Annotated in this window: 23 protein-coding genes and 2 pseudogenes; 10 read left to right on the plus strand and 15 right to left on the minus strand. The window is 63.9% G+C overall.

All coding sequences use genetic code 11. The features are described 5' to 3' along the window. Window positions 1–522 precede the first annotated feature (522 nt). Together FYJ92_RS04605 and FYJ92_RS04610 are read right to left on the minus strand one after the other, a co-directional pair. Window positions 523–1,254, minus strand: coding sequence for a DUF4241 domain-containing protein (locus tag FYJ92_RS04605; protein ID WP_185262802.1), 732 nt, complete (start codon window positions 1,252–1,254; stop codon window positions 523–525). Next, complete coding sequence (locus FYJ92_RS04610; protein ID WP_185262803.1) at window positions 1,241–1,660, minus strand: hypothetical protein; 420 nt, start codon at window positions 1,658–1,660, stop codon at window positions 1,241–1,243. Before FYJ92_RS04610 ends, FYJ92_RS04605 begins: the two co-directional genes overlap by 14 nt. Before the next feature lie 352 nt (window positions 1,661–2,012). On the opposite strand from FYJ92_RS04610, the gene FYJ92_RS04615 reads away from it, so the two are divergent. Beyond that, window positions 2,013–2,750: a hypothetical protein gene (locus tag FYJ92_RS04615; RefSeq protein WP_185262804.1), complete on the plus strand. Its 738-nt coding sequence runs from the start codon at window positions 2,013–2,015 to the stop codon at window positions 2,748–2,750. Here FYJ92_RS04615 and FYJ92_RS04620 read toward each other — a convergent pair. Further along, window positions 2,721–3,498 (minus strand): annotated as a pseudogene (locus tag FYJ92_RS04620) (alkaline phosphatase D family protein). The gene FYJ92_RS04615 and the pseudogene FYJ92_RS04620 sit on opposite strands and share 30 nt — an antisense overlap. A 126-nt stretch (window positions 3,499–3,624) precedes the next feature. Here FYJ92_RS04620 and FYJ92_RS04625 point away from each other — a divergent pair. Then, a complete protein-coding gene (locus FYJ92_RS04625; protein ID WP_185262805.1) occupies window positions 3,625–4,788 on the plus strand; it encodes an FHA domain-containing protein in 1,164 nt (387 codons plus the stop codon). A gap of 8 nt (window positions 4,789–4,796) precedes the next feature. On the opposite strand, the gene FYJ92_RS04630 is transcribed toward FYJ92_RS04625, so the two are convergent. From FYJ92_RS04630 to FYJ92_RS04645, 4 genes and pseudogenes are all read right to left on the minus strand, one after another. Then, the gene (locus FYJ92_RS04630) at window positions 4,797–5,333 is read right to left on the minus strand and encodes an N-acetyltransferase (RefSeq protein ID WP_185262806.1); all 537 of its coding nucleotides are present in this window, start codon (window positions 5,331–5,333) and stop codon (window positions 4,797–4,799) included. Beyond that, window positions 5,330–5,599 (minus strand): DUF1778 domain-containing protein, encoded by a 270-nt coding sequence (locus FYJ92_RS04635; protein ID WP_185262807.1) that lies wholly within the window; start codon window positions 5,597–5,599, stop codon window positions 5,330–5,332. The genes FYJ92_RS04630 and FYJ92_RS04635 overlap by 4 nt, the downstream gene beginning before the upstream one ends. Window positions 5,600–6,386: 787 nt before the next feature. Continuing rightward, window positions 6,387–6,758 (minus strand): annotated as a pseudogene (locus tag FYJ92_RS04640) (alkaline phosphatase D family protein); the annotation flags it as partial. Between the two features lie 35 nt (window positions 6,759–6,793). Further along, entirely contained in the window at window positions 6,794–7,444 is a 651-nt protein-coding gene (locus FYJ92_RS04645; RefSeq protein WP_185262808.1) for a hypothetical protein, read from the minus strand. A gap of 378 nt (window positions 7,445–7,822) precedes the next feature. On the opposite strand from FYJ92_RS04645, the gene FYJ92_RS04650 reads away from it, so the two are divergent. After that, window positions 7,823–8,329: a hypothetical protein gene (locus tag FYJ92_RS04650; RefSeq protein WP_185262809.1), complete on the plus strand. Its 507-nt coding sequence runs from the start codon at window positions 7,823–7,825 to the stop codon at window positions 8,327–8,329. Window positions 8,330–8,514: 185 nt separating this feature from the next. Next, on the plus strand, window positions 8,515–9,534 hold the full coding sequence (locus tag FYJ92_RS04655; protein WP_185262810.1) for a DUF808 domain-containing protein: 1,020 nt from the start codon (window positions 8,515–8,517) through the stop codon (window positions 9,532–9,534). Between the two features lie 76 nt (window positions 9,535–9,610). Here the strand turns inward: FYJ92_RS04655 and FYJ92_RS04660 are convergent, their stop codons facing one another. After that, window positions 9,611–10,006, minus strand: coding sequence for a hypothetical protein (locus FYJ92_RS04660; RefSeq protein ID WP_185262811.1), 396 nt, complete (start codon window positions 10,004–10,006; stop codon window positions 9,611–9,613). Between the two features lie 405 nt (window positions 10,007–10,411). On the opposite strand from FYJ92_RS04660, the gene FYJ92_RS04665 reads away from it, so the two are divergent. The 4 genes from FYJ92_RS04665 to FYJ92_RS04680 all read left to right on the plus strand — a co-directional run bounded on the left by FYJ92_RS04665 (window position 10,412) and on the right by FYJ92_RS04680 (window position 13,596). Beyond that, window positions 10,412–10,612, plus strand: coding sequence for a hypothetical protein (locus FYJ92_RS04665; RefSeq protein WP_370526248.1), 201 nt, complete (start codon window positions 10,412–10,414; stop codon window positions 10,610–10,612). Further along, window positions 10,609–11,841: a type II toxin-antitoxin system HipA family toxin gene (locus FYJ92_RS04670; RefSeq protein ID WP_185262813.1), complete on the plus strand. Its 1,233-nt coding sequence runs from the start codon at window positions 10,609–10,611 to the stop codon at window positions 11,839–11,841. Before FYJ92_RS04665 ends, FYJ92_RS04670 begins: the two co-directional genes overlap by 4 nt. 170 nt (window positions 11,842–12,011) lie before the next feature. Then, on the plus strand, window positions 12,012–13,067 hold the full coding sequence (locus FYJ92_RS04675) for a 2,3-butanediol dehydrogenase (protein ID WP_185262814.1): 1,056 nt from the start codon (window positions 12,012–12,014) through the stop codon (window positions 13,065–13,067). 49 nt (window positions 13,068–13,116) lie between these two features. Then, entirely contained in the window at window positions 13,117–13,596 is a 480-nt protein-coding gene (locus FYJ92_RS04680) for a nucleoside deaminase (RefSeq protein ID WP_185262815.1), read from the plus strand. A gap of 77 nt (window positions 13,597–13,673) precedes the next feature. Here FYJ92_RS04680 and FYJ92_RS04685 read toward each other — a convergent pair whose 3' ends face one another. From FYJ92_RS04685 to FYJ92_RS04695, 3 genes are all read right to left on the minus strand, one after another. Further along, window positions 13,674–15,215 carry a sodium:alanine symporter family protein gene (locus FYJ92_RS04685; protein ID WP_185262816.1) on the minus strand — a complete coding sequence of 514 codons (1,542 nt, stop codon included), beginning with the start codon at window positions 15,213–15,215 and terminating at the stop codon, window positions 13,674–13,676. A 231-nt stretch (window positions 15,216–15,446) separates the two neighbouring features. Next, entirely contained in the window at window positions 15,447–16,541 is a 1,095-nt protein-coding gene (locus FYJ92_RS04690; protein WP_185262817.1) for a hypothetical protein, read from the minus strand. A gap of 198 nt (window positions 16,542–16,739) precedes the next feature. Beyond that, on the minus strand, window positions 16,740–17,450 hold the full coding sequence (locus FYJ92_RS04695) for a TetR/AcrR family transcriptional regulator C-terminal domain-containing protein (RefSeq protein ID WP_185262818.1): 711 nt from the start codon (window positions 17,448–17,450) through the stop codon (window positions 16,740–16,742). 358 nt (window positions 17,451–17,808) lie between these two features. Here FYJ92_RS04695 and FYJ92_RS04700 point away from each other — a divergent pair, with 358 nt between their 5' ends. Then, complete coding sequence (locus FYJ92_RS04700; RefSeq protein WP_255482311.1) at window positions 17,809–18,096, plus strand: hypothetical protein; 288 nt, start codon at window positions 17,809–17,811, stop codon at window positions 18,094–18,096. Between the two features lie 12 nt (window positions 18,097–18,108). Here the strand turns inward: FYJ92_RS04700 and FYJ92_RS04705 are convergent, their stop codons facing one another. From FYJ92_RS04705 to FYJ92_RS04720, 4 genes are all read right to left on the minus strand, one after another. Then, on the minus strand, window positions 18,109–18,279 hold the full coding sequence (locus tag FYJ92_RS04705; RefSeq protein ID WP_185262819.1) for a hypothetical protein: 171 nt from the start codon (window positions 18,277–18,279) through the stop codon (window positions 18,109–18,111). 92 nt (window positions 18,280–18,371) lie between these two features. Then, window positions 18,372–18,704, minus strand: a complete 333-nt coding sequence (locus FYJ92_RS04710; RefSeq protein WP_185262820.1) for a hypothetical protein — start codon at window positions 18,702–18,704, stop codon at window positions 18,372–18,374. A 114-nt stretch (window positions 18,705–18,818) separates the two neighbouring features. Beyond that, window positions 18,819–19,439, minus strand: coding sequence for a CoA pyrophosphatase (locus FYJ92_RS04715; RefSeq protein ID WP_185262821.1), 621 nt, complete (start codon window positions 19,437–19,439; stop codon window positions 18,819–18,821). An 11-nt stretch (window positions 19,440–19,450) separates the two neighbouring features. Beyond that, window positions 19,451–20,068 carry a TetR/AcrR family transcriptional regulator gene (locus FYJ92_RS04720; protein ID WP_185262822.1) on the minus strand — a complete coding sequence of 206 codons (618 nt, stop codon included), beginning with the start codon at window positions 20,066–20,068 and terminating at the stop codon, window positions 19,451–19,453. Between the two features lie 297 nt (window positions 20,069–20,365). Between FYJ92_RS04720 and FYJ92_RS04725 the strand changes: the two genes are divergently transcribed. Next, a complete protein-coding gene (locus tag FYJ92_RS04725; RefSeq protein WP_185262823.1) occupies window positions 20,366–21,934 on the plus strand; it encodes an ABC transporter substrate-binding protein in 1,569 nt (522 codons plus the stop codon). The last annotated feature ends 11 nt before the right edge of the window (window positions 21,935–21,945 follow it).

Here is a 21,945-nt window from a genome sequence, read left to right on the forward strand (position 1 = left end):
AGCGTGAGAGGACTTCCAGCGGCCCGTTGGGTGTTTGGTCAAGAATATGGAAGCCCATGGATTGCCCCGGTTCGAACTCGACCACCTCCATCGTGCCCTCGATGGGGCCGCCAATCCGTGTGTGCCGGCGCTGATACCGTGTGCCGATGCCCACAGGTCCGTCCGTGAGCTGTTGAAGCTCCATGTGGGGATCCCACCGTGGATGGTTGTGCAAGTGGTTCACTGATAAACCGCGAGGACAAGAACCCGGAAAAACCAGGAGGCTACGTCGGTCCCGACAACACGAGATAGTGCCGGCCACGGCTGACTGAAGCCCAGCGGCGGGACGGCCAGCAGATGCTGTCCGCCCCGCCGTCGTCGTACGGTATCCCTTGTGGCAGGCTACCCCTTTGGCTGCAGTCCGGGCACCGCGGTTGTCGTTGTAGAACTTCAGGTGCGGGTTCCAGGCCTGGACCGGGTCCGTGGTGGAGCCAGAGCCGTTGCCTGTGGAGGTGTTGGACGTGCAGACCAGTTCCGATCTGGTCAGATGTGTCGGTACCCGAGGTACTCGGTGACCTCGAGGACGGAGCCGGGCGGAGGAAGCGCGTCCGGGTTCCACGTCTTGCTGGAGATGCCTCCCGTGATGAAGGTGCCGAGATAGTCGGCGTCCAGAAGGAGCGCGCCGTCCGGTGCCAGCACTCGGAGGCCGGTGAGGTCCTCACCCCTGCTGCTGACGACGAACGCCCCGTCATTCGCGGTGATCTGCAGTTCGTGGGCGGCGAGTTCCGGGGTGCTGACGGGGCCGGGTTGGAACGGCACGCGGCTGGTGCGAAGGATGTTCTCTGCGAGCACCCGGAAATCGACAACAAGTGAGGTGAGACTGCCGTCCGCGGCCAAACCCCAGTAGCACGGGTAGGTCCCGTCGCCGTACCCGCTCGAGACCATGACCGCATCCACCACCTCGCCGGTAAGGCCGAACATTGTGCCCGGTGTCTCCATGAGCCGTTCCATGTGCTCTTGAAACATCGCCTCGATGCGCTGGGCCTGACACTCCACCAGCGACCCGACGTCGAGGAGGGCGACGTTTCCGGCATCGACCCCTACGCCGTGCGTGCCGTCGGTGAACTCGGCGGGGTGCCAGCTGACCGCTGGCGCCTCGGAGAGCAGCAGCCGTAGTGCGACCGTCACGTCCGCCGCGGCGGCGACTTCGACGGCATACGTCCCCGGCAATATCCGTCGCGCCAAGGGGACGAAGTGTGCGTCAACCGAACCCAAGTCCAAGACCGTGAGCACCCCGGAGGCGCAGGTGAGCTTGCAGGTCGGGCAGAATGGCTTCGGGTGTTGCACTCTGCATCAGTGCCTCGGCCCGGGCCGGATCGATCAACGGTGTGCCGGGCGGGTCCAGAAAGGTCGAGAGTTGGGAGATCCGCCAGCCGTCATCGCCTCGCAGCAGCTGGTACTCGTAGTAGTAGGTGGTGTTCCCGGCCGTTTGGATGACCGAGCGGACCGTCGCCGAGTCCTCGTCGACATCGACGTCGGTGATCTGCTCGGCGGACGGGTCGTGCGCGGGACTGGAAGACAGAGCACCTTCCTGGCCGGTGCGGGCTCCCGGTGCGAAATGGGTCGCGACCAGGTCCGCCAACTCGGCCGCCCAGGCTTCGAAGACCCTGGGTGCCGGCAAGGTAGCGCTGGCACATCGGCATGAGAATACCTCGCAGGGTGAAGCGGCGAACGGGATCCCTGCGCTTCACGTCCCTGGCCTGGAAAATCTCGGCGATGATGGTCAGGACCACGGCGAGTATGCCAGGAAGCGCGACCGCCGCCGGCACGCCGTCGAACATCCCTGTAAAAACGGCAGTCACGGTATTAGGCCGTCCGCCCACAGCTACATTCCCGGAACGCGCATGCGGCGTGTTCGTCGAGGGGGTTCAGGTTCAAGACGAACTGCACTATCTTTTCTCCTATGGCCATGGGCAAGCAACGGTGCTCTGACCCCCTGCAGGAATTTCTACTCAGAAGGAGTGGGAAAGGTCATGAATCAACGAACCAAAATATTCTTTGCTCTCATCGTCGTGCTGCTGATTGCCGGCGGGGCGGCACTTCTTTTCTCCGAAAACACCAAAAGGAGTAGGGCCGGGGAGTACAGTCCACAGATCAACCCTGCCGATTTCACCACCAAAATCACCAATAAAAACTTTGCCCTCCCCGTCGGCAAAAAGATGACCTACGAGACCACCGAGCAGGGAAGCGTCACCGCGAGGATTGAAATCGAGATCCTGCAGGAGACCAAGACCATAGAGGGCGTTGAGACAGTCGTCTACCTGGATAAGGAATATAAGAACGGGCAGCTCGTAGAGGAAACCCGGGATTACTTGGCACAACACAAAAACGGTGACGTGTGGTATTTCGGCGAGGACGTAAACAACTACTGGAATGGGATGTTGCTGGACCACGCCGGCAGCTTTCTCCACGGAAAAGATGGGGCAAAAGCCGGCATCTGGATGAAGGCAGAGCAGCGCGTTGGCGATTCCTATAGGCAGGAATTTTACGTTGGTCATGCAGAAGATATGCGGGACACCGTCGCTACCGGCGAGACCGTGTCCACGAAAACCCGCACCTACACCGACTGCGTCAAGGTTTACGACTGGACGCCGCTCGAAAAGAATTCCCGGGAGCATAAATATCACTGCCCCGAGGTCGGTGCGCTGGTCCTTACCGAGGACCTGCAGGCAGGAAGCCGGTCAGAACTCGTGAATGTTGTCCAGCCCTAGCCTTCCAACAGCACATCCTGCCGTCATGCCGCACGACGGAACGTCCGGCCGTTGTGCGCCCGGCGTCGTGACGTGATCGAGCACCCGGAAGTCCGCCGTGAGTGCGTCCTTGGTGATCTTGGTGTTCACGTAGCCGCGGTTGTCGTTGTAGAACTTCAGGTGCGGGTTCCAGGCCTGAACCGGGTCGACTGTGGAGCCTGAGCCGTTGCGCCGGCGAGCTGGTCGTCGCGGTACTGCCGGGTGTCCATCATGTGGAAGTTGGCGAGCTGTCCCCATTGGATGGTGCGGTAGATCTTCATATCGAATCCGGCCAGCACGGAGGATGCCCGCAGCGGCATGTTCTCGTAGTAGGCCTGGAATGCGGCGGTTCGGCGCTGCCGGAACCGCTCGGTGGTGTCGTTGAGCTGGTTGGCGTCCTTGTTCTCCGGAACCTCGTCGGCCCAGTTGTTGTCCACCTCGTGGTCATCCCAGACCACCAGCCATGGTGCGATGGCGTGCGCGGCCTGCAGGTCGGCGTCGGACTTGTATTGTGCGTGCCGCTGCCGGTACCCGGCCAGGCTGGCGGTCTCGGGGCCCTGGTGGTCGCGCGGGTTGCAACAGGATCCACCGCGAGGCGGGTCCAGATCACGAAGCCGTCCGGCCATGGCTCGCCCGAGGCGATGCCCAGCAGGAAGGGATCGGTGCGGAGGCCGGCGTCGTCCGCTGTTGAAACGGCGACGGCGGCACCCGGCCCGGCAGCACATGCCACCTTGTCAGGAACTTCTGCCGGGAGGAGACTTTTCCTACGTCGTCCTCCTTTGCTGAAGGGACGGCGGCGGAATCGGTGGTTCTCCTGGGGGCGAGCGGCCCTCGGGGGTGGCAGGGCGAGGAAGCCATGGACGGACCTGGTGCCAGGAATGAGTTCATCGTCGTCAGCGGGGAGGCGGCGGGGAGCAGGATTGTCATTCCGCACGGGGACGTCCCCATCGGCAGCGTCGATGGCTCCCGGATCCGCCTGCCGGTCTCAGGTGTCAGCCGCCGCCACGCGCTGCTAACCTCCGCCGACGGCCGGACCCTCCTCGCCGACCAACAGTCCCGGAACGGTAGCTGGGTGAACGGGCACCGCATCAGCTCGCCGACGGAACTGACTGACGGGGACCTGGTTCAGTTCGGCCAGGTCAGGCTGCGGTTCATCGACAGGAAAGCCGACGGCGGCCACGGCGCACCCCACGGGAGCGGCGGCAAGAACGGGACGAGGCCAGCCCCGCAACCGTCCGGGGGTCGGCTGGGAACGGCACTGATGTACGCTGCCGGCATCAACGTCGTCGGGATTTTGGGTAACAGCCTCGCCTCGTTCCTCACCGAGCTGACGCCCACCTGGACGTGGTTCATCACCCCCTTCATCGGATTGCTGGTTGCCCTGGTCATAGAGACGCTCGGCTATTACCGGAAGGGTCAAGGCGCCCCGCAGCGGCCACCCGCTGGTCACGAACCCGGGCCCGGGCTGGCGCCTGCGCCCCGGCGACCGCTGGGGGTCACAGTGCTGCTGACGTTGCTGCTGCTCGGAGGCGGCGGCTGGCTGGTCACCGCCGGGGTGAGCTACGCCGTCGGCTACTTCTCGGGTAACGAAGACGGTGTGCAACGGCTGGAAAGCCAGGTGGTGGCCGAAGCGCAGGGAGTCAGGGTGACTGTCCTGGGCGTCCAAAGCACAGCCCACTTCACCCGGGTGGAGATCCTCGTCAACAACGGGACCAGGAACTCGATATCCCTCCCGCTGTTCCAGAACGCGCTGCTCACCGGCCCGGACGGCACCACCTTCGACGCGAGTGCCTTCCGCAGCAACTGGCAGCCCCAGATACCGGCAGGCGGGCAGCGCAGGGGAACCCTCAACTTCGAGAGCCAGCTGCCCGAAGAGCCGTCGAGGGTGACGCTCAGCTTCGCCACGGTCTTTGTGCAGGGCTTCGACGGACCCAAGTCCATCACAGTTCCAAACATTCCACTGAGGCCGCTGGACGCCGAGGTTTCGGCGTTGCCAGCCCAGCCGGCTCCTGCCCGGTAAGTGCCGTTTCAGGTTGTGGCCGAACCGAGGTACTTCCTGGCCGTTGCGACCTTCATGTACATTCTCAGGTTGCTCCCGCCGGTTGAAGCAAAACCGTGACGGGTGTACCAGTCCACCAAGCCCGGATTGTCGGCGTCGACCACGATGATTTGGCCGCCGCCGAGATCCGAGGCGCCCACAATTGTCTCGAGCGCCGCACGGAGAAGCTGCCACCCCCACTGGTTGATCTTGTCGCCGCGCAGGGAGCGGTCGAGCGCCAGCTTGGCCAACAGCCAACCGGGGGCGTTGCGCAGTACTTTCCGCTGGAGCGGCTTCGGCATGTCTTCCCGGACTACGAGCGTGGGGCAGATGGCAAAGTATCCCACGATCCGTTCGTCGTGGGCGGGCCGCTGTTCGAGCAGCAAGTAGACCATGCTCGCACCGGCCTCTACCGCCTGGGCCGCGTAGTCTGTCAGCCACTTGTTGTAATCGACTTCACCACAGTCAAAGGCCCCCAGATCATGCCCGGGGGCCAGCCTCGCAACGCGAATCGTCGGCCCGCTCATCGACCGATGAGGCGCGGAAGCTTGGACAGTGCTGCCAGTTCTGCGGACTCGTCTGGGACGTCGAGAGATGCCATCATGGCATCGAAGACCTCGGGTGCCATGAGAGTGACGTCCGAACGTGAGATGACTTTTTGTGCAGCCTGCCGGGCGGCATCGGTTACGAACGCAGACTTTGTCACGTGAAGCAGCTCCGCCGCTTCCGTGATCAACTCGTCAGTGCTCTGGTCCGTGCGCAGCTCTAAGCGACGCGTTTTTGTGCTTGCCATAGTGATCGCCTCCATCTGCAAATGTACGGCATTTGTACGGTTCGGGATAGAGGTTTTGTCGCTGTCGAGATTCGGCAGGCCCGACTGAAGTAGGATCGGCCGCTCTTCTGGGGTAGTGATTGCAGAGGGCAACGCCGGGAAGGTCGGATACACAGGTGGACGAATTGCTGGCCTCCCACCACACCCGGTGACGGCCGGAATGCTGGTTGGGTAAGCCTGTCCGCCGATGGTTGGGCTTGTCGAACCCGGTTCCGGCAAGCCCAACACCGGCAGGCCGCCGTCGACCCGTCCTGGGCTATTAATTACTACACGTATTGCGCGGACGCTCTCGCGCTTTGGCCGCTCGGCGGGTTCACCGTCCAGAGTCCTGGTGTCGTAGTCCCACGTGTACCGACCGCCGGTCAAAGTCGGCGTCTTTGCGGGTGTGCTCTGTTACAGTCGGCCCCCATGATCGAACTTCGCCCTGGCGGCCCCGGCGCAATCGGTTTCCTTCACACGGAACAGGTCCACGTGGCTACGTTCGAGGCCCTGTCCCGGGAGCTCAGGCCCTCTGCTCGCACGGTCCACCGGGTGGATCCGGAAGCTCTGGTGCTTGCCAGACAGGACGTTACAGGGGGGGCCATGCGCGCCGTCCTGGCCGGGCACCTGTCTGAACTCCGGAAGGCGGATGCGAGGTCGTCCTTTGCGCCTGTTCAACGCTCGGCGAGGTGGCGGAAGACCTGTCAGGAGACGGTCTCGAAGTGATCCGGATCGACCGGCCGATGCTTCGTCGGGCCGTTACCCTCGGCCCTCGGGTCGGGGTCCTCGCGGCGCTCACAAGCACCGTTGAGCCGACCACGGGGGAGGCGGGGTCCTTGTAGTCGACTTTGATGTCGTTGGCCCAGTTGCGGTGGACGTCGCCGGTGAGGACCACTGCGTTGCGGACGTTCGCGTCCACCCAGCCTTGGGTGATGCGGCGGCGTGAGGCGGCGTAGCTGTCCCATCCGTCCATGGAGACGTCGTCGATCTCGGGCGCGGCGTTCAGGTCCCTTTCGGCGAAGAACACCTGCTGGCCCAGGATGTCCCAGCGTTGCGTGGAGTTCTGAAGGCCGTCCAGCAGGCACTTCTCCTGCTCGGTGCCGGTGATGGTTAGGTCCTCGGCCAGGCGCTCGGCCACGTTGGGAACCGCGTCCTAGAAGGCAGACTTCGGCGACGCTATTGAGACCTATGGCCTTCAGTTACGCCAGTAGATTGAGGCGGGGCAGAGCTTTCCTGTTCCTTTGGTTCAAATTTTCCAAAGGTCCATTCGGCCGTCTTGTTCCCACGTTGGATCCGAGTCGGGTGCCAGGAACGGAAGTCCAGCCGGGGCGCTTCGGGAAAGTCCTCTCCGATGGTCCCCAGTGCGACGATGTAAGCTCCCTGCAACTCCTCTCTGTTCAAGAGATGATGCCAGGAGCCCGAGGCATTCCGGTGACCTTCGAAAACAGCGGGATCGCTCTTGATCAGCTGCTGCGCCCGTTGTGGGGACAGACCAAGTAGCGTTCCGACCTCGCGCACGGCCATGCCCTCTTCCGTCAGGGTGTGGGCGGCGTGGCGTGTCAGCGCGGACGCCTGCACCTGGGATTCGGCGGCTAGCGCGGCTGCTCGGACTGCTGCTTCCACAGCTCGCTCCAGTACGCCATCCATCTTGACGGTGACGACGATTTCGAAGGAATCCTCCGGTTCGCCAGTCAGTAGTGCCGCAGCGTCCCGCACCATGTATGGAACCTTGTCCAAGCGTTCGGCCTGCGTGAACAGGCCGTCAATCTCGGGGACTTCGACAGCCCACCATTTCCCGGATCGTTCTGCGATTGCGGTGAGTTTCATGCTTTCCCCCTTGGTTTCTGGAGGATACTCTTAGCGGTTGGTTCGGCTATCTCCGCGGCACGGAGCTTTGGTTTTGGCCGATGCGAACGACGGTGTGCTCTTTGCCCTCTCGGACCTGTAAGTCGTCCTGACGGGTGAGATGTCAAGGGATCGTGACGACATCGAAGCCGACCTGCGTGCTGCGGGGTTCGTCCCTCATCCGGCGATCACCAAAGCAGTCAAGCTCTTGGTTGCGGCAGATCCGGACAGCTTATCCGGCGAGGCGAAGAAGGCACGCAGCTATGGGATTCCGGTTGCGGGTGAGGGTACCTGCCAAAGCTGCTGCGGAAATAGACGGGCGGTGAGGCATCCCTGAACCGACGACGTAAGGATTACTGAATGCAGATGAACAAACAGACGCTCAAAGAGGACGGGTTCACAGGTTTCCAGTCGTTTCGAGAGATGGAAATCAACCGAGTTCCGCAGGTACCCGGAATCTATGCAGTGCTCAAACCAGAGGGATTTCAGCCGCTGTTCCTTGCGAAGAGCGTGGGCGGACAGTTCAAGAAGCGGGATCCGTCCCTGTTCCAAGCCGCGTTGGAAACGCATTGGATCGAGGATGCAGAGGTCCTCTACATCGGAAAAGCTGGTGCTGGAACTGCCGGTACCCGGGGACTCCGACAGCGCATTCAAGAGCTCGCTGACTTTGGCCGAGGAAAGCCCGTAGGGCATTGGGGCGGGCGGCTGCTGTGGCAGCTCGCCGACTCTCAGTCACTGGTCATCGCCTGGAAAGAATTGGAGGCGGCCGAGGTAAATTCCACCGAAGCCGCGTACCAGGCTGAGTTCATCAGCCTCTGCGGACGGCTGCCGTTTGCCAACTTGGTGCAGGCTCGGGGCAAGGGGTAGCTGCGACGACCTTCCTGGGGCCCCTGATTCCCCAAATGCCGCAGAAGGCCTCGAGTTCGGCCGCGGCACTTTGGCTCCCGCCGTCGACCTCTGCCCCCACCGTATAATCTGAGCATGCCGATCACGCGCCTCCACCGAGGCCTCCATGCCCAGCAGCCCATGCTCAAGCAGAGGGGGATCGACCAGTGAGCGGCGGTCTTGTCGCGCTGCTGGACGACGTCGCAGCCCTGGCCCGCATAGCGGCCGCCTCGGTGGACGACATCGCCGCCGGGGCCGCGAAGGCGGGGGCCAAGGCTGCCGGCGTGGTGATCGACGACGCCGCCGTCACCCCGCAATATGTGTCCGGGGCGGACCCATCCCGGGAACTGCCGATGATCAAGCGGATCTTCTGGGGCTCGCTCCGGAACAAGCTGTTGTTCATCCTCCCGGCGCTGCTGCTCGTGAGCGCTTTCGTCCCGTGGGCCATCCCGTTCATCCTCATGCTGGGCGGCACCTACCTTTGCTACGAGGGTGCCGAGAAGGTCTGGCACAAGCTCCGCGGAGACCACTCGGACGAAAAGGCGCCCGCGGTAGAGCGGGGTCCGGAGGCGGAGGCCAAGGTGGTCAAGGGCGCCATCACCACCGACTTCATCCTGTCCTGCGAGATCATGGTCATCTCGATGAACGAGGTGGCCGGTGATTCCATCTGGGTCCGGGCGTTCATCCTGGTCATCGTGGCTCTGGTGATCACCGTGCTCGTGTACGGTGCCGTCGCACTCATCGTCAAGATGGACGACGTCGGCCTGCACCTGGCCGCTAAGGATTCCGCGGGCTCCCAGCGGTTCGGCGAGCTGCTTGTCAAGGGGATGCCCTCGGTGCTGGCCGCGATCACCCTTATTGGGACGGTCGCCATGCTTTGGGTTGGTGGCCACATCATGCTGCAGGGAGCATACGACCTCGGCTGGCATGCGCCCTATGACTTGGTCCATGTCCTCGAGGCCCCCTTCGTCGGGATCCCGGTGGCGGGCAGCTTCCTTGCCTGGCTCGTGAATACCTTGTGCTCTGCTGTCCTCGGAATCATCTGGGGACTCCTCGTCATGGCCGTCGTGGGCCCGCTGCTCAAAGTGCTGCCGTTCGGCAAGAAGAGCGGTCACGAAGAGGGCGACGTCCGCGCCGAATTGGCAGGGTACCGGCCGGCTAAGCACAACGACGGTTCCGCCGGATAAGCGCTCATTTGGGCGGAGCCCCCAACGCCGCAAGGGAGGAGCTCACCGAGAGGCAGGCCAATCAACGACTGCTGAGCTACACGGAGGACGTGGTGCCGCTGCGCCGCTGGATGGCCGCTGCCATGATTACGTCCGGCTCGTGGAGGGCCAGGGCATCGAACTGCTGCTGCCAGAGCGCCAGCTCGCGGTCCATATATAGCCTGCGCGAGGGGGTCCATTTGGGCCAGATGTCCGGCTCCACCTGAGGTGGTCGGGCCTGGACAGGTACCCGGGGCCGGTTCCGGACAGGGACCGGAACCGGCGGCTGGTTCCGTCTGGGGCTAGCAGCGGCTTGGGGCCCCGTAAGTCTGGGCTTGAGGCCCAGCAGCCTGAGTATGACGTTGGACAGGCCCCAGATGGTGGCGAAAAGGACGAACGCAACGATCAAGAAGGCGATCCATAGGACGAGGCCGATCGCGGGAAAGAGCATCATGGCTCATTTTACTTTTCAAGACCATGTTTGGATAAGGGGTTAATCGTCGCCGGCAGGGGCTACAACCCTATTTAGGGGAGCAACTGCCGTTCGCCCATGGCCACCGCATCTTCGAACTCGACGTACGTGCGGCGCCGCTGCCGGCGCGTGAAGCGCCTCACCGGGTACCGGCGTCGGACATCCCGCGTACGGAGCGATCGGGAAGTGCTCCGAGAATGCGTCCTCCGAGAAATTATGGTCACTTACCTAATCACTAAAGGACTTAGTGGTCATGTTTATGACCTTTATTGGTAGGCTCTAAATGTGGCCACGAAGAGAACGTCCCTGAAGACGCAGCGGACTGCGCGCATAATCGGCGAGCAGCTGGTTACCTGGCGAAAACTACTCGGCCTCACCGCCGAGCAGGTGGCCGACCGCGCCGGGCTCAGTCGCAACACACTCCGCAAGCTCGAACATGGCGAGCTCGGAGTCGGTTTCGAGGCCTTCCTCGACGTGGCGCGGGTCCTCGGCCTCGCAGATCAGCTCAACGTCGCCTTCGACCCCTACGAGAGCGATTTCGGCCGCGCGCGGGCAGACCAGGAATTGCCGCAGAGAGTGCGCCGATGAGTGAACCAATCGAGGTCGATCTCGAAATGGAATCAGGCACTGTGAACGTGGGCCGGGCCTTCATTGCGGCGAAGCGGGGAGTGGTCACCACCAACTTCACGTATGCCCTTGATTACCTCGCCTTGCCAGGCTCCTATCCGATCGACCCGGCCCTGCCACTCTCGGGCGGAAACCACGCAGTCAAAGGTCTCCCCGGTGCCTTTGACGACGCGTCACCAGACCGCTGGGGACGCCACATCATCACGAAACGGCTCCAGGCGGAGGCGCGACAGTTCGGCCGGAACGCCGGGACGCTCACTGCCTTGGACTTCCTCCTGGGGGTGTCCGACCGCACCCGGCAGGGCGCAGTGCGGTTCCGGGTGGGGAACGGCCAATACCTGAGTGACGGAACCGACGTGCCCAAGCTCGTGCAGCTTCCCGAGCTCCGTCAGGCCGCTCAAGACGTCGAGAGCGATCCAGGCAACTTGAGTGCGCTAAAGAAACTACTCGACGCCGGGACCGGCAGCCTTGGGGGAGCCCGCCCCAAGGCATCCGTACAAGACGGCGGCCGGTTAGCGATCGCTAAATTTGGGCATCAAGGCGATCACTGGACGGTCATAGCCTGGGAGGCGGCCCTGCTGCGAATGGCCAAAGCGGCCGGCATCTCCGTTCCCCGGCACCAGCTTGTGCCCCTGGGCGGCACGGATTCAGTCCTCGTTCTCGATCGCTTCGACCGGGACGGGGAGCGGAGGATCGGTTACTCGTCGGCGATGACAATGCTTGAGCTGAACGACGGCGCGCACGGCGACTACCTCGATCTTCTGGACGTTATCGATGAGAACTCCGAGGAACCGAAGGCCGACCGCCAAGAACTGTTCCGGAGGATTGCCTTCAATATCGCGGTGAACAATACAGATGACCATCTTCGAAACCATGGCTTCCTCCGCGGGCGCAGTGGCTGGCGGTTCTCGCCGGCGTTCGACGTCAACCCGAATCCCGACCTGGCTGCGGAGAGAAGCACCGCCGTTGACGGAGCGACCACCCGGGACGACGCCATGGCGGCACTTCTCGATTCGGCTGAATACTTCGTTCAACCCAGCCAACGGGATACGATCCTCGCCTCCGTGCGCAAGGCGTTGGCTGCTTGGCGGAAGGCAGCGGATGCCTGCGGGATACCTCGAACCGAGTTGGAGCTTTTTGCGCCACTGTTCGACAACCCGCCGCTGCGTTTGGGCTCTCAGACAGAGTGAACTCCTGAAATCGTCCGGTAGCCACTTTCTCCTGCTCAGGGCCGGCCATACGCTGCGCGGCCTGGCCACCTACCTGTATCCGGTGCAAGGATGGGCGGGTGCGGTCCGGTCGCAACCCAGCGGCCCTGGACCCCTCAAGATACCCACATTCACCGAATCGAAGGACCATCATGAAGGCAGCACGTTTCCATGGCCGCAAGGACATCAGGATCGAGGATGTGCCGGAGCCGGAGCTCCGTGCCGGGGCCGTCAAGATCGACGTCGCCTGGTGCGGCATCTGCGGCACCGACCTGCACGAGTACCTCGAAGGCCCCATCTTCGTCCCCGCGCCGGGTCACGCCCACCCGCTCTCGGGGGAGGAGGCTCCGGTGACTCTGGGGCACGAGTTCTCCGGGACTGTCTCTGAAGTCGGCGAAGGGGTGACGGGCCTCGCGAAGGGGGACAACGTCGTCGTCGAACCTTATTTTGTCTGTGACGAATGCGATTCCTGCCTGGCGGGCAATTACCATCTGTGCCGCAAGATGGGGTTCATCGGGCTCTCCGGCGGCGGGGGAGGCCTGAGCGAGAAGATCGTGGTGGACGCGCGGTGGGTGCATCCCATCGGGGATATTCCGCTGGATGAGGCGGCCCTGATCGAGCCGCTGTCCGTGGCGCACCATGCGGTGGCACGCAGCGGCGTGAAGGCCGGTGACGTGGCGCTGGTGGGCGGATCGGGTCCGATCGGGCTGCTCACCGCGGCGGTCCTCAAGGGCATGGGCGTGACCACGATCGTCAGCGAACTGACGCTGGCCCGCAAGGAGAAGGCCGTCTCCAGCGGCGTGGCGGACCATGTGCTGGACCCCAGCCAGGAGGACGTCCCGGCGCGCGTGCTGGAACTCACTGGCGGTACCGGGGCGGACGTCGCCTTCGAATGCGCGGGCGTGAACGCTGTGCTGGACACCATGCTCGACGCCGTCCGGCCCGCCGGTGTGGTGGTCAACGTGTCCATCTGGGGCGCTCCGGCCACGGTGGACATGCAGAAGCTGGTGCTGAAGGAGATCGACCTGCGCGGGACCATAGCTTACGTCCGGGACCACGCGGCCGCCATCAAGCTGGTGCAGGAGGGCAAAGTGGACCTCAAACCGTTCATCACCGGCAGGATCGCGCTGGAGGACCTGGTTGAGCAGGGCTTCGACGCCCTGATCAACCACAAGGAGACGGCGGTGAAGGTGCTGGTGCATCCGTAGGAGCTGGCGGGCCAAGGCAGCGCGCATCGGCCCATGCGAGAATGGCGCCATGAGCCACGACGAGCAACAGTTTGCCGCGCCGGAAGCACCAGCTGCCTTCCACCCCGCATTCGAAGCCGCCTACCAGGCCGCCCAAAAGAGCCTCAGCGAAGGCGGCATCCCCATCGGAGCAGCGCTCGCCCGTGACGGTATGGTCATCGCAAGCGGCCACAACGAACGGGTCCAGAACGCCGATCCGATAGCGCACGGTGAAATGTCCGCCCTACGCGCCGCCGGCCGGCAGAAGAGCTACCGGGACACCACGCTCTACACCACCCTGGCCCCGTGTGCCATGTGCGCCGGAACCATCATCCAGTTCAAAATCCCCCGCGTGGTGGTGGGGGAAGCACACACGTTCGACGGCGAACTTGAGCTTCTGCGGTCACGTGGCGTTGAGGTGGTGGTCCTGGATGATCAGCGTTGCGTGGACATGATGCGCACCTTCCAGGCTGACTGCCCGGAGCTGTGGTCGGAGGACATCGCCGAGTAGGCCTGGCCGTGCGCGGCCTGCCACCCAGCCCGTGACCGTGCGCCGCGCAGACAGCGCGGCGCACGGTGCACTTCGCACTAGTTCCGCGCCGGTTCCTTCTCACGGTCGGCCGTCTTGTAGGACTCCCAGAAGGTGGCTCCCACGATGCCGAGGGGCCGCGGGTCGAACACCGGGTCGAGGCCAAGCTTCCGCTGCGCCTCGAAATCCTTGAGCGCCTTGAACGCGGGTTTCTGCAGGATCAGGATGCCCACAATGTTCAGCCAGGCCATCAGGCCGACGCCAATGTCGCCCATCGTCCAGGCATCGGCCGCGGTGTTCACGCAGCCGTAGGCAACGGCGATGAGGATCAGGAGCTGCAACGCCATCGTGGCGAGACGGCCCACGCTGACCTTGACGCCCGGAATGATCTTGCTCGAGGAATTGCCCACCAGGAAGCGCAGGTTGGTTTCGGCCATGTAGTAGTAGGCGAAGACCGTGGTCAGGCAGAAGAAGATCAGCGTGATGGCGATGAACGCCGCGCCGACTCCCGGGAAGACGCTGTCGAATCCGGTCTGCACGAACTGCGGGCCCACCGTGGCCGTGGCCGAGAGCAGTCCACCTTCGACGAGGACGCCGCTGTCCTCCGTGCCGCCGGAGAACACACGGTAGGCGCCGGTGGAGAGGATCAGGAATCCGGTGGCCGAGCAGACGAACAAGGTGTCGATGTAGACCGCGAATGCCTGCACCAGGCCTTGCTTGGCGGGGTGCGAGACCTCGGCGGCGGCAGCAGCGTGCGGGCCCGTGCCTTGGCCGGCCTCGTTGGAATAGACGCCGCGTTTGACGCCCCACATCACGGCCAGGCCAATGACGGCGCCCATGGCCGAGTCCATGCCGAGCGCGCTGCGGAACACCAGGGCGAGGATCTCCGGCAGCTGAGCGGCGTTGACGAAGACCACCACCATCGCGAGCACGATGTAGGCGACGGCCATGAACGGGACGACGAAGGAGGCGACGCTGGCGATGCGCTTCACTCCGCCGATGATGACGAATGCCAACACAATGACGGAACCGACGGCGACTATCCAGGACGGGACGGTCCAGGCACCGGCGATTGCCGTGGCCATCGAGTTCGCCTGTACGCCCGGCATGAGCACGCCGCAGGCCAGCACGGTCACGGCGGCGAAGACGTAGCCGTAGACCTTGAAGAAGCCCGCGCCCTTGGTGTGGGACAGGCCCCGGGAGAAGTAGTAGGCGGGGCCGCCGCGGTATTCGCCGGTCAGCGGGTCGCGGGTTTTGTAGATCTGGCCGAGGGTGGACTCGATGAACGAGGTGGAGGCGCCAAGGAACGCCACCATCCACATCCAGAACAGGGCGCCGGGGCCGCCGAAGGCGATTGCGGTTGCGACGCCGGCGATGTTGCCGGTGCCGACGCGGCCGGACAGGGACATGGCCAGAGCCTGGAACGAGGAGACGCCGGCGGCGGATTTCTCACCCCGGATCAGCTGCTGGATCATTCCCTTGAAGTGCCGCACCTGCAGGAAGCGCGAACGGACGGAGAAGTAAACGCCGGTGGCGAGGCAGAGATAGACGAGCCAGTCGCTCCAGATCACGCTATTGATGGCTGACAAAGCATTGCTCATAAGTGTGGGTTCCCTCCAGGAAGAGCATGGGTGATGCGGTTGGTGCCTGCGCATAGGTCGGTGGACGAAGTGGCGCACGACACCAAAACCTGTGAAGTTTCTCACAAGGTATCGGCGCAAGTCCATTTGGCGGTGTTCCGGCCGTTTTGCCGGGCTCCGGAGTAACCGCGGTGGGTGCCGTTTGACCGCTCGCCGCGGTCGGGTTTCGGCAAGCTAAACCACCGACGCGCGTCAGCGCACCCGGATGTTCGAAGGCTTCCCTGGAACGTCCAGCGGCTTCATGCCCGCGGCCCGAGCCTGCATCACACACCACTTACGCAGCGGCATACCCAGCACCTTGGGCAGCGAACCGTGGTGCTGCTTCACCAGCGGCGTCCCCACGGACCCGAAAAGGGAGACGCTGATACCGGTCTCTCCATGCAGCAGCGGATCCGCAAGCACCAGCTTCCATGCTTTCGCCAGTGCCTTGGCTGCTGCATCGGAGTTGCCGTTGACGCCGTGGAAGCTTTGCGCCAGGTGGGCGTTCATTCGCTGGTGCTCGGTCAGGGCAGGGGATACAGGCGCCGGGGCGGTCTTTGTCGCGGCAGCCCGCGGCTGGACGCTAACGGAGCCCTGGGCGGCCAGTGTGAGGTCGGCGAGTTCGACGTGCAGCGCGGCAATCTGCCGGTGAATGGCGCTGATCCGTTGGACGAAGTCGGTGTCCCCACCCACCAATGAACCTCGCAGCTTGGCTTTCACTTCGGCAGGTGATGTGGTGCGGAACAGCGCACAAAGCGCAGTCGCTAAGCGAAGCCGGGCGCCTTCTTCTGACATTACCAGCGGCGACCGGCTGGTCGAGTTCGAAATCACGGCAGCCAAAGCCGGAAGGCTGCCGTACACCTTGCCCCAGCGGATCCGCTCGATGGCTGTCCCCCCGTCCACCTGCGGAGAGTAGACGCTCTGCATAAGCAACAGCTGCTGCGGATCGAAGGCGGGGAAGTGCTGCGGAAGGATCTCGGCCCGCAGGACTGAGCGGACTGCATCGAGCTGCCGCGAGACTTGCTCTATCGGATTGGGGACCGCCATGCCGCCGTCGAGCCTCCACGGTTCACCCGTATCGGTTGCCGACACCACACGTTGCGGGAAACCCTTCCACTCGCTGACCATAAGTGTCCCGTGCCGCACGTTGTAGAAAAGCCAGTCAATTTCGGCAACAGGCTTACCAGGGGCATCCACCCGGCAATTGCTGAACGCCCACACGTCGTCGTCCAGCAGCCCACACAGGATTGCGACGTCGCGGTCAGAGGGACGGTGCGCCGCGGAATTGGCGGAAGGAAAATGCAGCAACGAAGGCCTTCTGGGGCGCTGGAACCGGCAGAGGGGACCCCGCACCCCCAGCCCGCAGCGCGACGTGCGCTACGCCATCATGACTGGGCACGCGTTCCATCCGCAAGTATCTCCAGCCGGGGAGTGCGGCCCAGCGGGAGCGCGGCCCAGCGGGATGGGGGCCCGCCGGGATGGGGCCCGGCGGGATGAAACCGGCAGTTACTGCGCCGGCTGGCGGGCAGGGGCGAGGCGGGCGGCCAGGCCACTGAGCAGGATGGTGATTCCCTCGTCGAGTTCTGCCATCCCGTCGTAGTCGATCAGGACGTGGGCGAGGGCGCGTAGGCGCGGGAACTCCTTTGGCGGTAACCGGTGCAGGCCCAGACGGAGCAGGGCTTCATTTTCGTCCGGATCTACAACGAACTCCTGCAGCTCGTTGAGGATGTGACCGTACAGGTATCCGTAGTAGGCGCGGTAGACATGGAGGGCGTCGGCCGGAGAAAAGCCGGCGTCGATCAACAGCGACAGGATCTGCTCCAAGGGCCGCAGCGTCCCCAGGGGGCGAAGGCCCAAGGGGGTGGACAGGGGGCGGGTCACCAGCAGGGGCACAACATTGGGGTGCCGGAGCGCCAGGAGGCGAAGATCGTGGGCGATGCGCCGGAGCTGGGCCTGCCAGTCCGGGTCGTCGGGAAAAATGGCCAGTTCGTTGAAGACCAGCTCAGACACGCCGTCGAGTAGCGCCGCGCGGTTTTCCGCATAGCGGTACAGCCCCATGGGATCCCGGCCGAGCTCCTGCCCGAGCCGGCGCATAGTGAGCGCATCAAGCCCTTCGGCATCCACCAGGTCCAGTGCCGCGGACAGCACAATTTCACGGGTGAGCCGCTTCTTGCTGCCGTGCGTCGAGCCGGATATCGGGTTCTCTGCGGGGGGCATTGGGTTCCGTTCAGGTGGAGGCGGCGGGCCCCTCAACCGAGGCGCCAATCGATGGGGAAATGCATCGGCAAACCCATGCGGGCTTGTTTAACCTGTAGTCTACGCCTAAAGTCTACAGTGTAGAGAATATGTTTAGCGCCCGTTACAGGCATCTACTCCTGGAACGCCTGGCCGTACCGGCCCGTCACGCGAAGCTGATTAAATTCATGCGGCGTGACCCAGAACCGCCCCCAAGATCACACCACTCCCGAAGCTGCAGTTCCGCAGATGCCGGGTTCCCCGCTTGACGCCGTGTGCGCAGTCAAGCATTGGCCGCCGCAACAACGCGGAGGCACGACCCCCAACGGAAGAGACTTTCATGACATCCACCCACGCGGAAGAGGCTTCCCTGGCAGATTCGCAGTTCGACCAGTTCCTTCAGGATGCCACCGCCCTCGACCCGGCAGCCGGTACAGCGCTCGGGCGGAACCGGCTTTACGGGCTCTACACGAGCTGGTGCTTCGTGTCCCAGGGCGTGCCGGGTCCCGAAGACGCCTTTTGGGCGGCCATGAAGCAAAAGGGGATCCGCCCCGGACGCACACGGCTCCGCATGAAAGGGCCTGCGGCCACCGACTACATCCTCTCCACGTATCCCGAGACGGTGTGAGGCAGATAAGCGTCACCGCAGGCGCCGTGGCATTCCTGGCATCCCGCTTAGCCCGCCGGTAGGCGGCTTAACCGGCTGGCAAGCCACCAGCAGCCGCCGCGGGTTTGTCTGCGTGTAGGCGGCCAGGTTGCCCAGCGTCATGGTGAGCAGGCACAGCAACGCGATCAGCAGCGGCCAGCTCACCGTGCCGGGCTACGCTCCGTTTCCTGGCGGCGTTGACCGGCGGTGTCCAACGGTTCGGCGACGCTCCCGTCCAGGCGGGCACCTGTTCCTCGTCAGCGCTCGCCTTGCTCCAGGGTGACGGGCCCGGGCGGGGGCACCAGTTCGTCGCCGCCCAGGTCTGCGGCTTCACGCGGCAGAGGCTCGGCATGGCGCATGCGCTGCAACCGGACCAGAGCAGTGATGGCGATGGCGCACCAGGCAATGTTGGTGGCCACCGAAGGCCACGCGCCATGCCAGGCGCCGTTGACGAGCAGGGCCAGGGCGCCTATCAGGTTTGCGCTTTGATACGTCCTGCCGTTGGGGATCCGGCCCAGGGAAAAGAGCAGGTAGCCCGCGAGGACGGCCAGCGCACCGAACCAGCCGGACGTTTCGGCCAGATATTCCATCGCACTAAGCTCCTTTTTGCAGAGGCGGCGTGACCGCTGCTGCGGGGTGCCGCCGGCCGTGTACCGGTCCGGTGTACCGCACGTGCGGTGTCGGGCCCCCGGTATGGACCCGGGTCATCGTGCGGTGAAAGCCGGTTCGGCCAGCTCCGACACTCGTAGCTCGCGTCCCCTCAGCACCACCTCGGCGAACTGCCACAGGATGGCGCCTGTTGGAGCGTGGATGACCATGCCCCGGCGCAGCGGCATCTGGAGGATCGGGCCACCGTCTGGCCGGGGGTGCCATCTCGGGACGCCGTCGGCAGTCAGCGCCTCGAGTGGCAGCGGATGCAGCGAGGCCACTTCCGCCGGATGCCGGCGGGGCCGTTGCGGCTCATCAAGCAGGACAATTACAGGGGTAATGACAATGCCCCGGCTGGCCGGGAAATCGTCCAGCAGACCCACCACCTCGGTGCGCGTCGCCATGATCCCGGTCTCCTCGTGCAATTCGCGCAGCGCAGTGTCCACGAGGTCTTCGCCTGGATCCATGCGGCCGCCCGGCAGCGCCCACTGCCCGGCGTTGGAGCCCCTGGCTGCACGTTTAATGATGAGGACGTGCAGGGAGCCGGATTTTGCGTAAACGGTGATGGCGACCGCGGCACGGCGCACTCCCGGGTGGTCTTCGCCGGCAATATGGCGGGCCCGGTGCTCCAGGCGGGAACGCCACAGGGAACGAAGCTCGCTGTGCGGCCCCGCCACCTGCGCCACGGTCAGGCCACGCTTGCGGACAGGGTGAGCTCCCTGTCAACGATGGATACCAGCATGGTCCGCATGCCATCAATGGACATGTCAGGGGCGCCGGTGAGGATCTTGATGGCCGCGCCGTCAGTGGCGGAGGTCAGCAGGCGTGCGAATCCGACGGGATCGAGGTCGCGGAAGATACCTTGGCGCTGGCCGCGGCGGACGATGCTGACCACCGCGTCCATCCAGCGGGCATAAAAGTCGTTGTGGATAGGCCTGAGTGAAGGGTTAAGGCAGGTTTCGGACCAGAACTGGAGCCAGATGGACCACTCGTTGCGAACTTGGGTGCCAATGGGCAGTTGGAGTTCAATCAGTGCCAGCAGCCGCTTGTGCGCGTTATCAATCTGGCTCAGCACCGCACCCTGGCGCTCGAAGGCCTGGTCCACGCAGTAGCGCAGCGCTTCACGCAGGACATCGTCCTTGCCGGGGAAGTAGTAATGGATAGTGCCGGTACTGGTGCCGCAGATCCTGGCTATGTCCTGCACCCGGACATGATGGTAACCACGCTCAGCGATCAGCTGCCAGGCGGCTTCGAGAATGGCGTTCCTGCGTTCCTGGGATCCCTTGGCATCGCCCGAATCAGTCATGGCAGTTCCTTCCGCGGACTGGCACATCATTTGTACCGATGACTATAGCCTAGCGGTAAAACTGACGCGCCAGTCAACTTTATCGCCCGAATTTAGGTTCTCAGGTCAGCCCGCCAGCTACTTGCGCCGGATTGTGACCCGCTAAAATTTTCGCACAATCTAGGCATTCTTGGGGCCTTAGGTGGTTTGAGTCTTGACAGACTGTGATCCGAGACACGAAGCTTGGGTCAATGACCGACGCGTCAGTCAATGCGTCAAGGTCCCCGATCCTTCCTTCATCGCCGCAGGAGGCACACCATGACCGCCCACCGACGTCACAAGAGTTCCCACCTCATCACCGCTTTGGCCCTGGGCTCGCTCATGGCTCTGTCCGCATGTTCTTCCGGAGCGTCAGCGGTCCAGGCCGGGGCAGACTCCGTGTCTGACCCCAAACCCGGCGGTAATCTGCGCGTGGGCATTGTGGGTGGATCGGCCAAAGACAGCCTGGATGCCCACGCCCCGGTGACCCATCCGGACCAGGCGCGTGTCATCCAGCTCTATGACACGCTCGCCAGCTACGACAACGAGCACAAGATCCAGATGGCGCTCGCCGACTCCATCACGCCGTCCGCGGATGCCACCACCTGGACCGTCCACCTTCGGGACGGGCTGAAGTTCAGCGACGGCAGGCCGCTGACGGCAGAAGACGTCATCTTTACATTTCGCCGCATCACGGATCCTGCCTCCCCGCAGAGCGGAGCTTCGGCACTGTCCACGCTCAACCGAGATGCTTTGAAGGCCACCGATTCCCAGACCGTCGTCTTTAGCTTCAGCGCTCCCAACTCGACCTTCCCGGACACCGCCGCCCAATACTCGCTCGGTATTGTGCCGGCCGATTACGATCCCAAGAAACCGATCGGCGCGGGGCCGTTCATGATGGAAACTTTCACGGCGGGCCAGCAGAGCGTGTTTGTGAAAAACCCGCATTACTGGCAGGCCGGGCAGCCGCTCGTGGACAAGGTCACCATCATCGACTTCCCGGACGACACCGCCCGCGTCAACGCTCTCCTGGGCGGCCAGGTCGACGCGATCGACCAGCTTCCCCTCGGCCAGGTCAACGTCGTCAAGGCCAATCCGGCCATGAAGGTTCTGGAATCGGCCACCGGGTCCTGGCTGCCGTTCACCATGCGCGTGGACCAGGAACCGTTCAACGATCCCAAGGTCCGCCAGGCCTTCCGCCTGATCATTGACCGCCAGCAGATGGTGGATCAGGTCCTTGGTGGCCACGGCACCGTTGGCAACGACATGTACTCACCGCTGGACCCGTGCTATCCGTCAGACACCCCGCAGCGGACCCAGGACATCGAGAAGGCCAAGCAGCTTTTGGCGGAGGCCGGTAAGAGCAACCTCACCGTTGATCTGGTCACGTCGCCAGTGGCCGCGGGACTCGTGGAGGCAGCGCAAGTCTTCGCACAGCAAGCCAAGGCCGCCGGCGTCACCGTCAACGTCAAAAAAGTTGATCCGGGAGAGTTCTACGGCGAGCAGTACCTGCAGTGGACCTTCGCCCAGGACTTCTGGTTCACCCGCGACTACCTCTCGCAGGCATCGAACTCGGGCTTCGCCACGTCGCCGTACAACGAAACGCACTGGGCCGACCAGGAATGGACAGAGCTCGTCACCCGGGCACAAGCCACCACCGACTCCGAGACCCGCTGCGGACTCATCAAGAAAGCACAGCAGATCGAATTTGAGCGCGGCGGCAACATCATCTGGGGTTTCCCGAACAGCGTGGACGCCTACAGTGCCGCGGTCCAGGGCCTGACCCCGGACAAGAGCGGCATCCCGCTGACATCATTCGGGTTCCGCAACGCCTGGCTCAATAAGTGACGGCCGCACAG

Source organism: Pseudarthrobacter sp. NBSH8 (assembly GCF_014217545.1).
Lineage (GTDB): Bacteria > Actinomycetota > Actinomycetes > Actinomycetales > Micrococcaceae > Arthrobacter.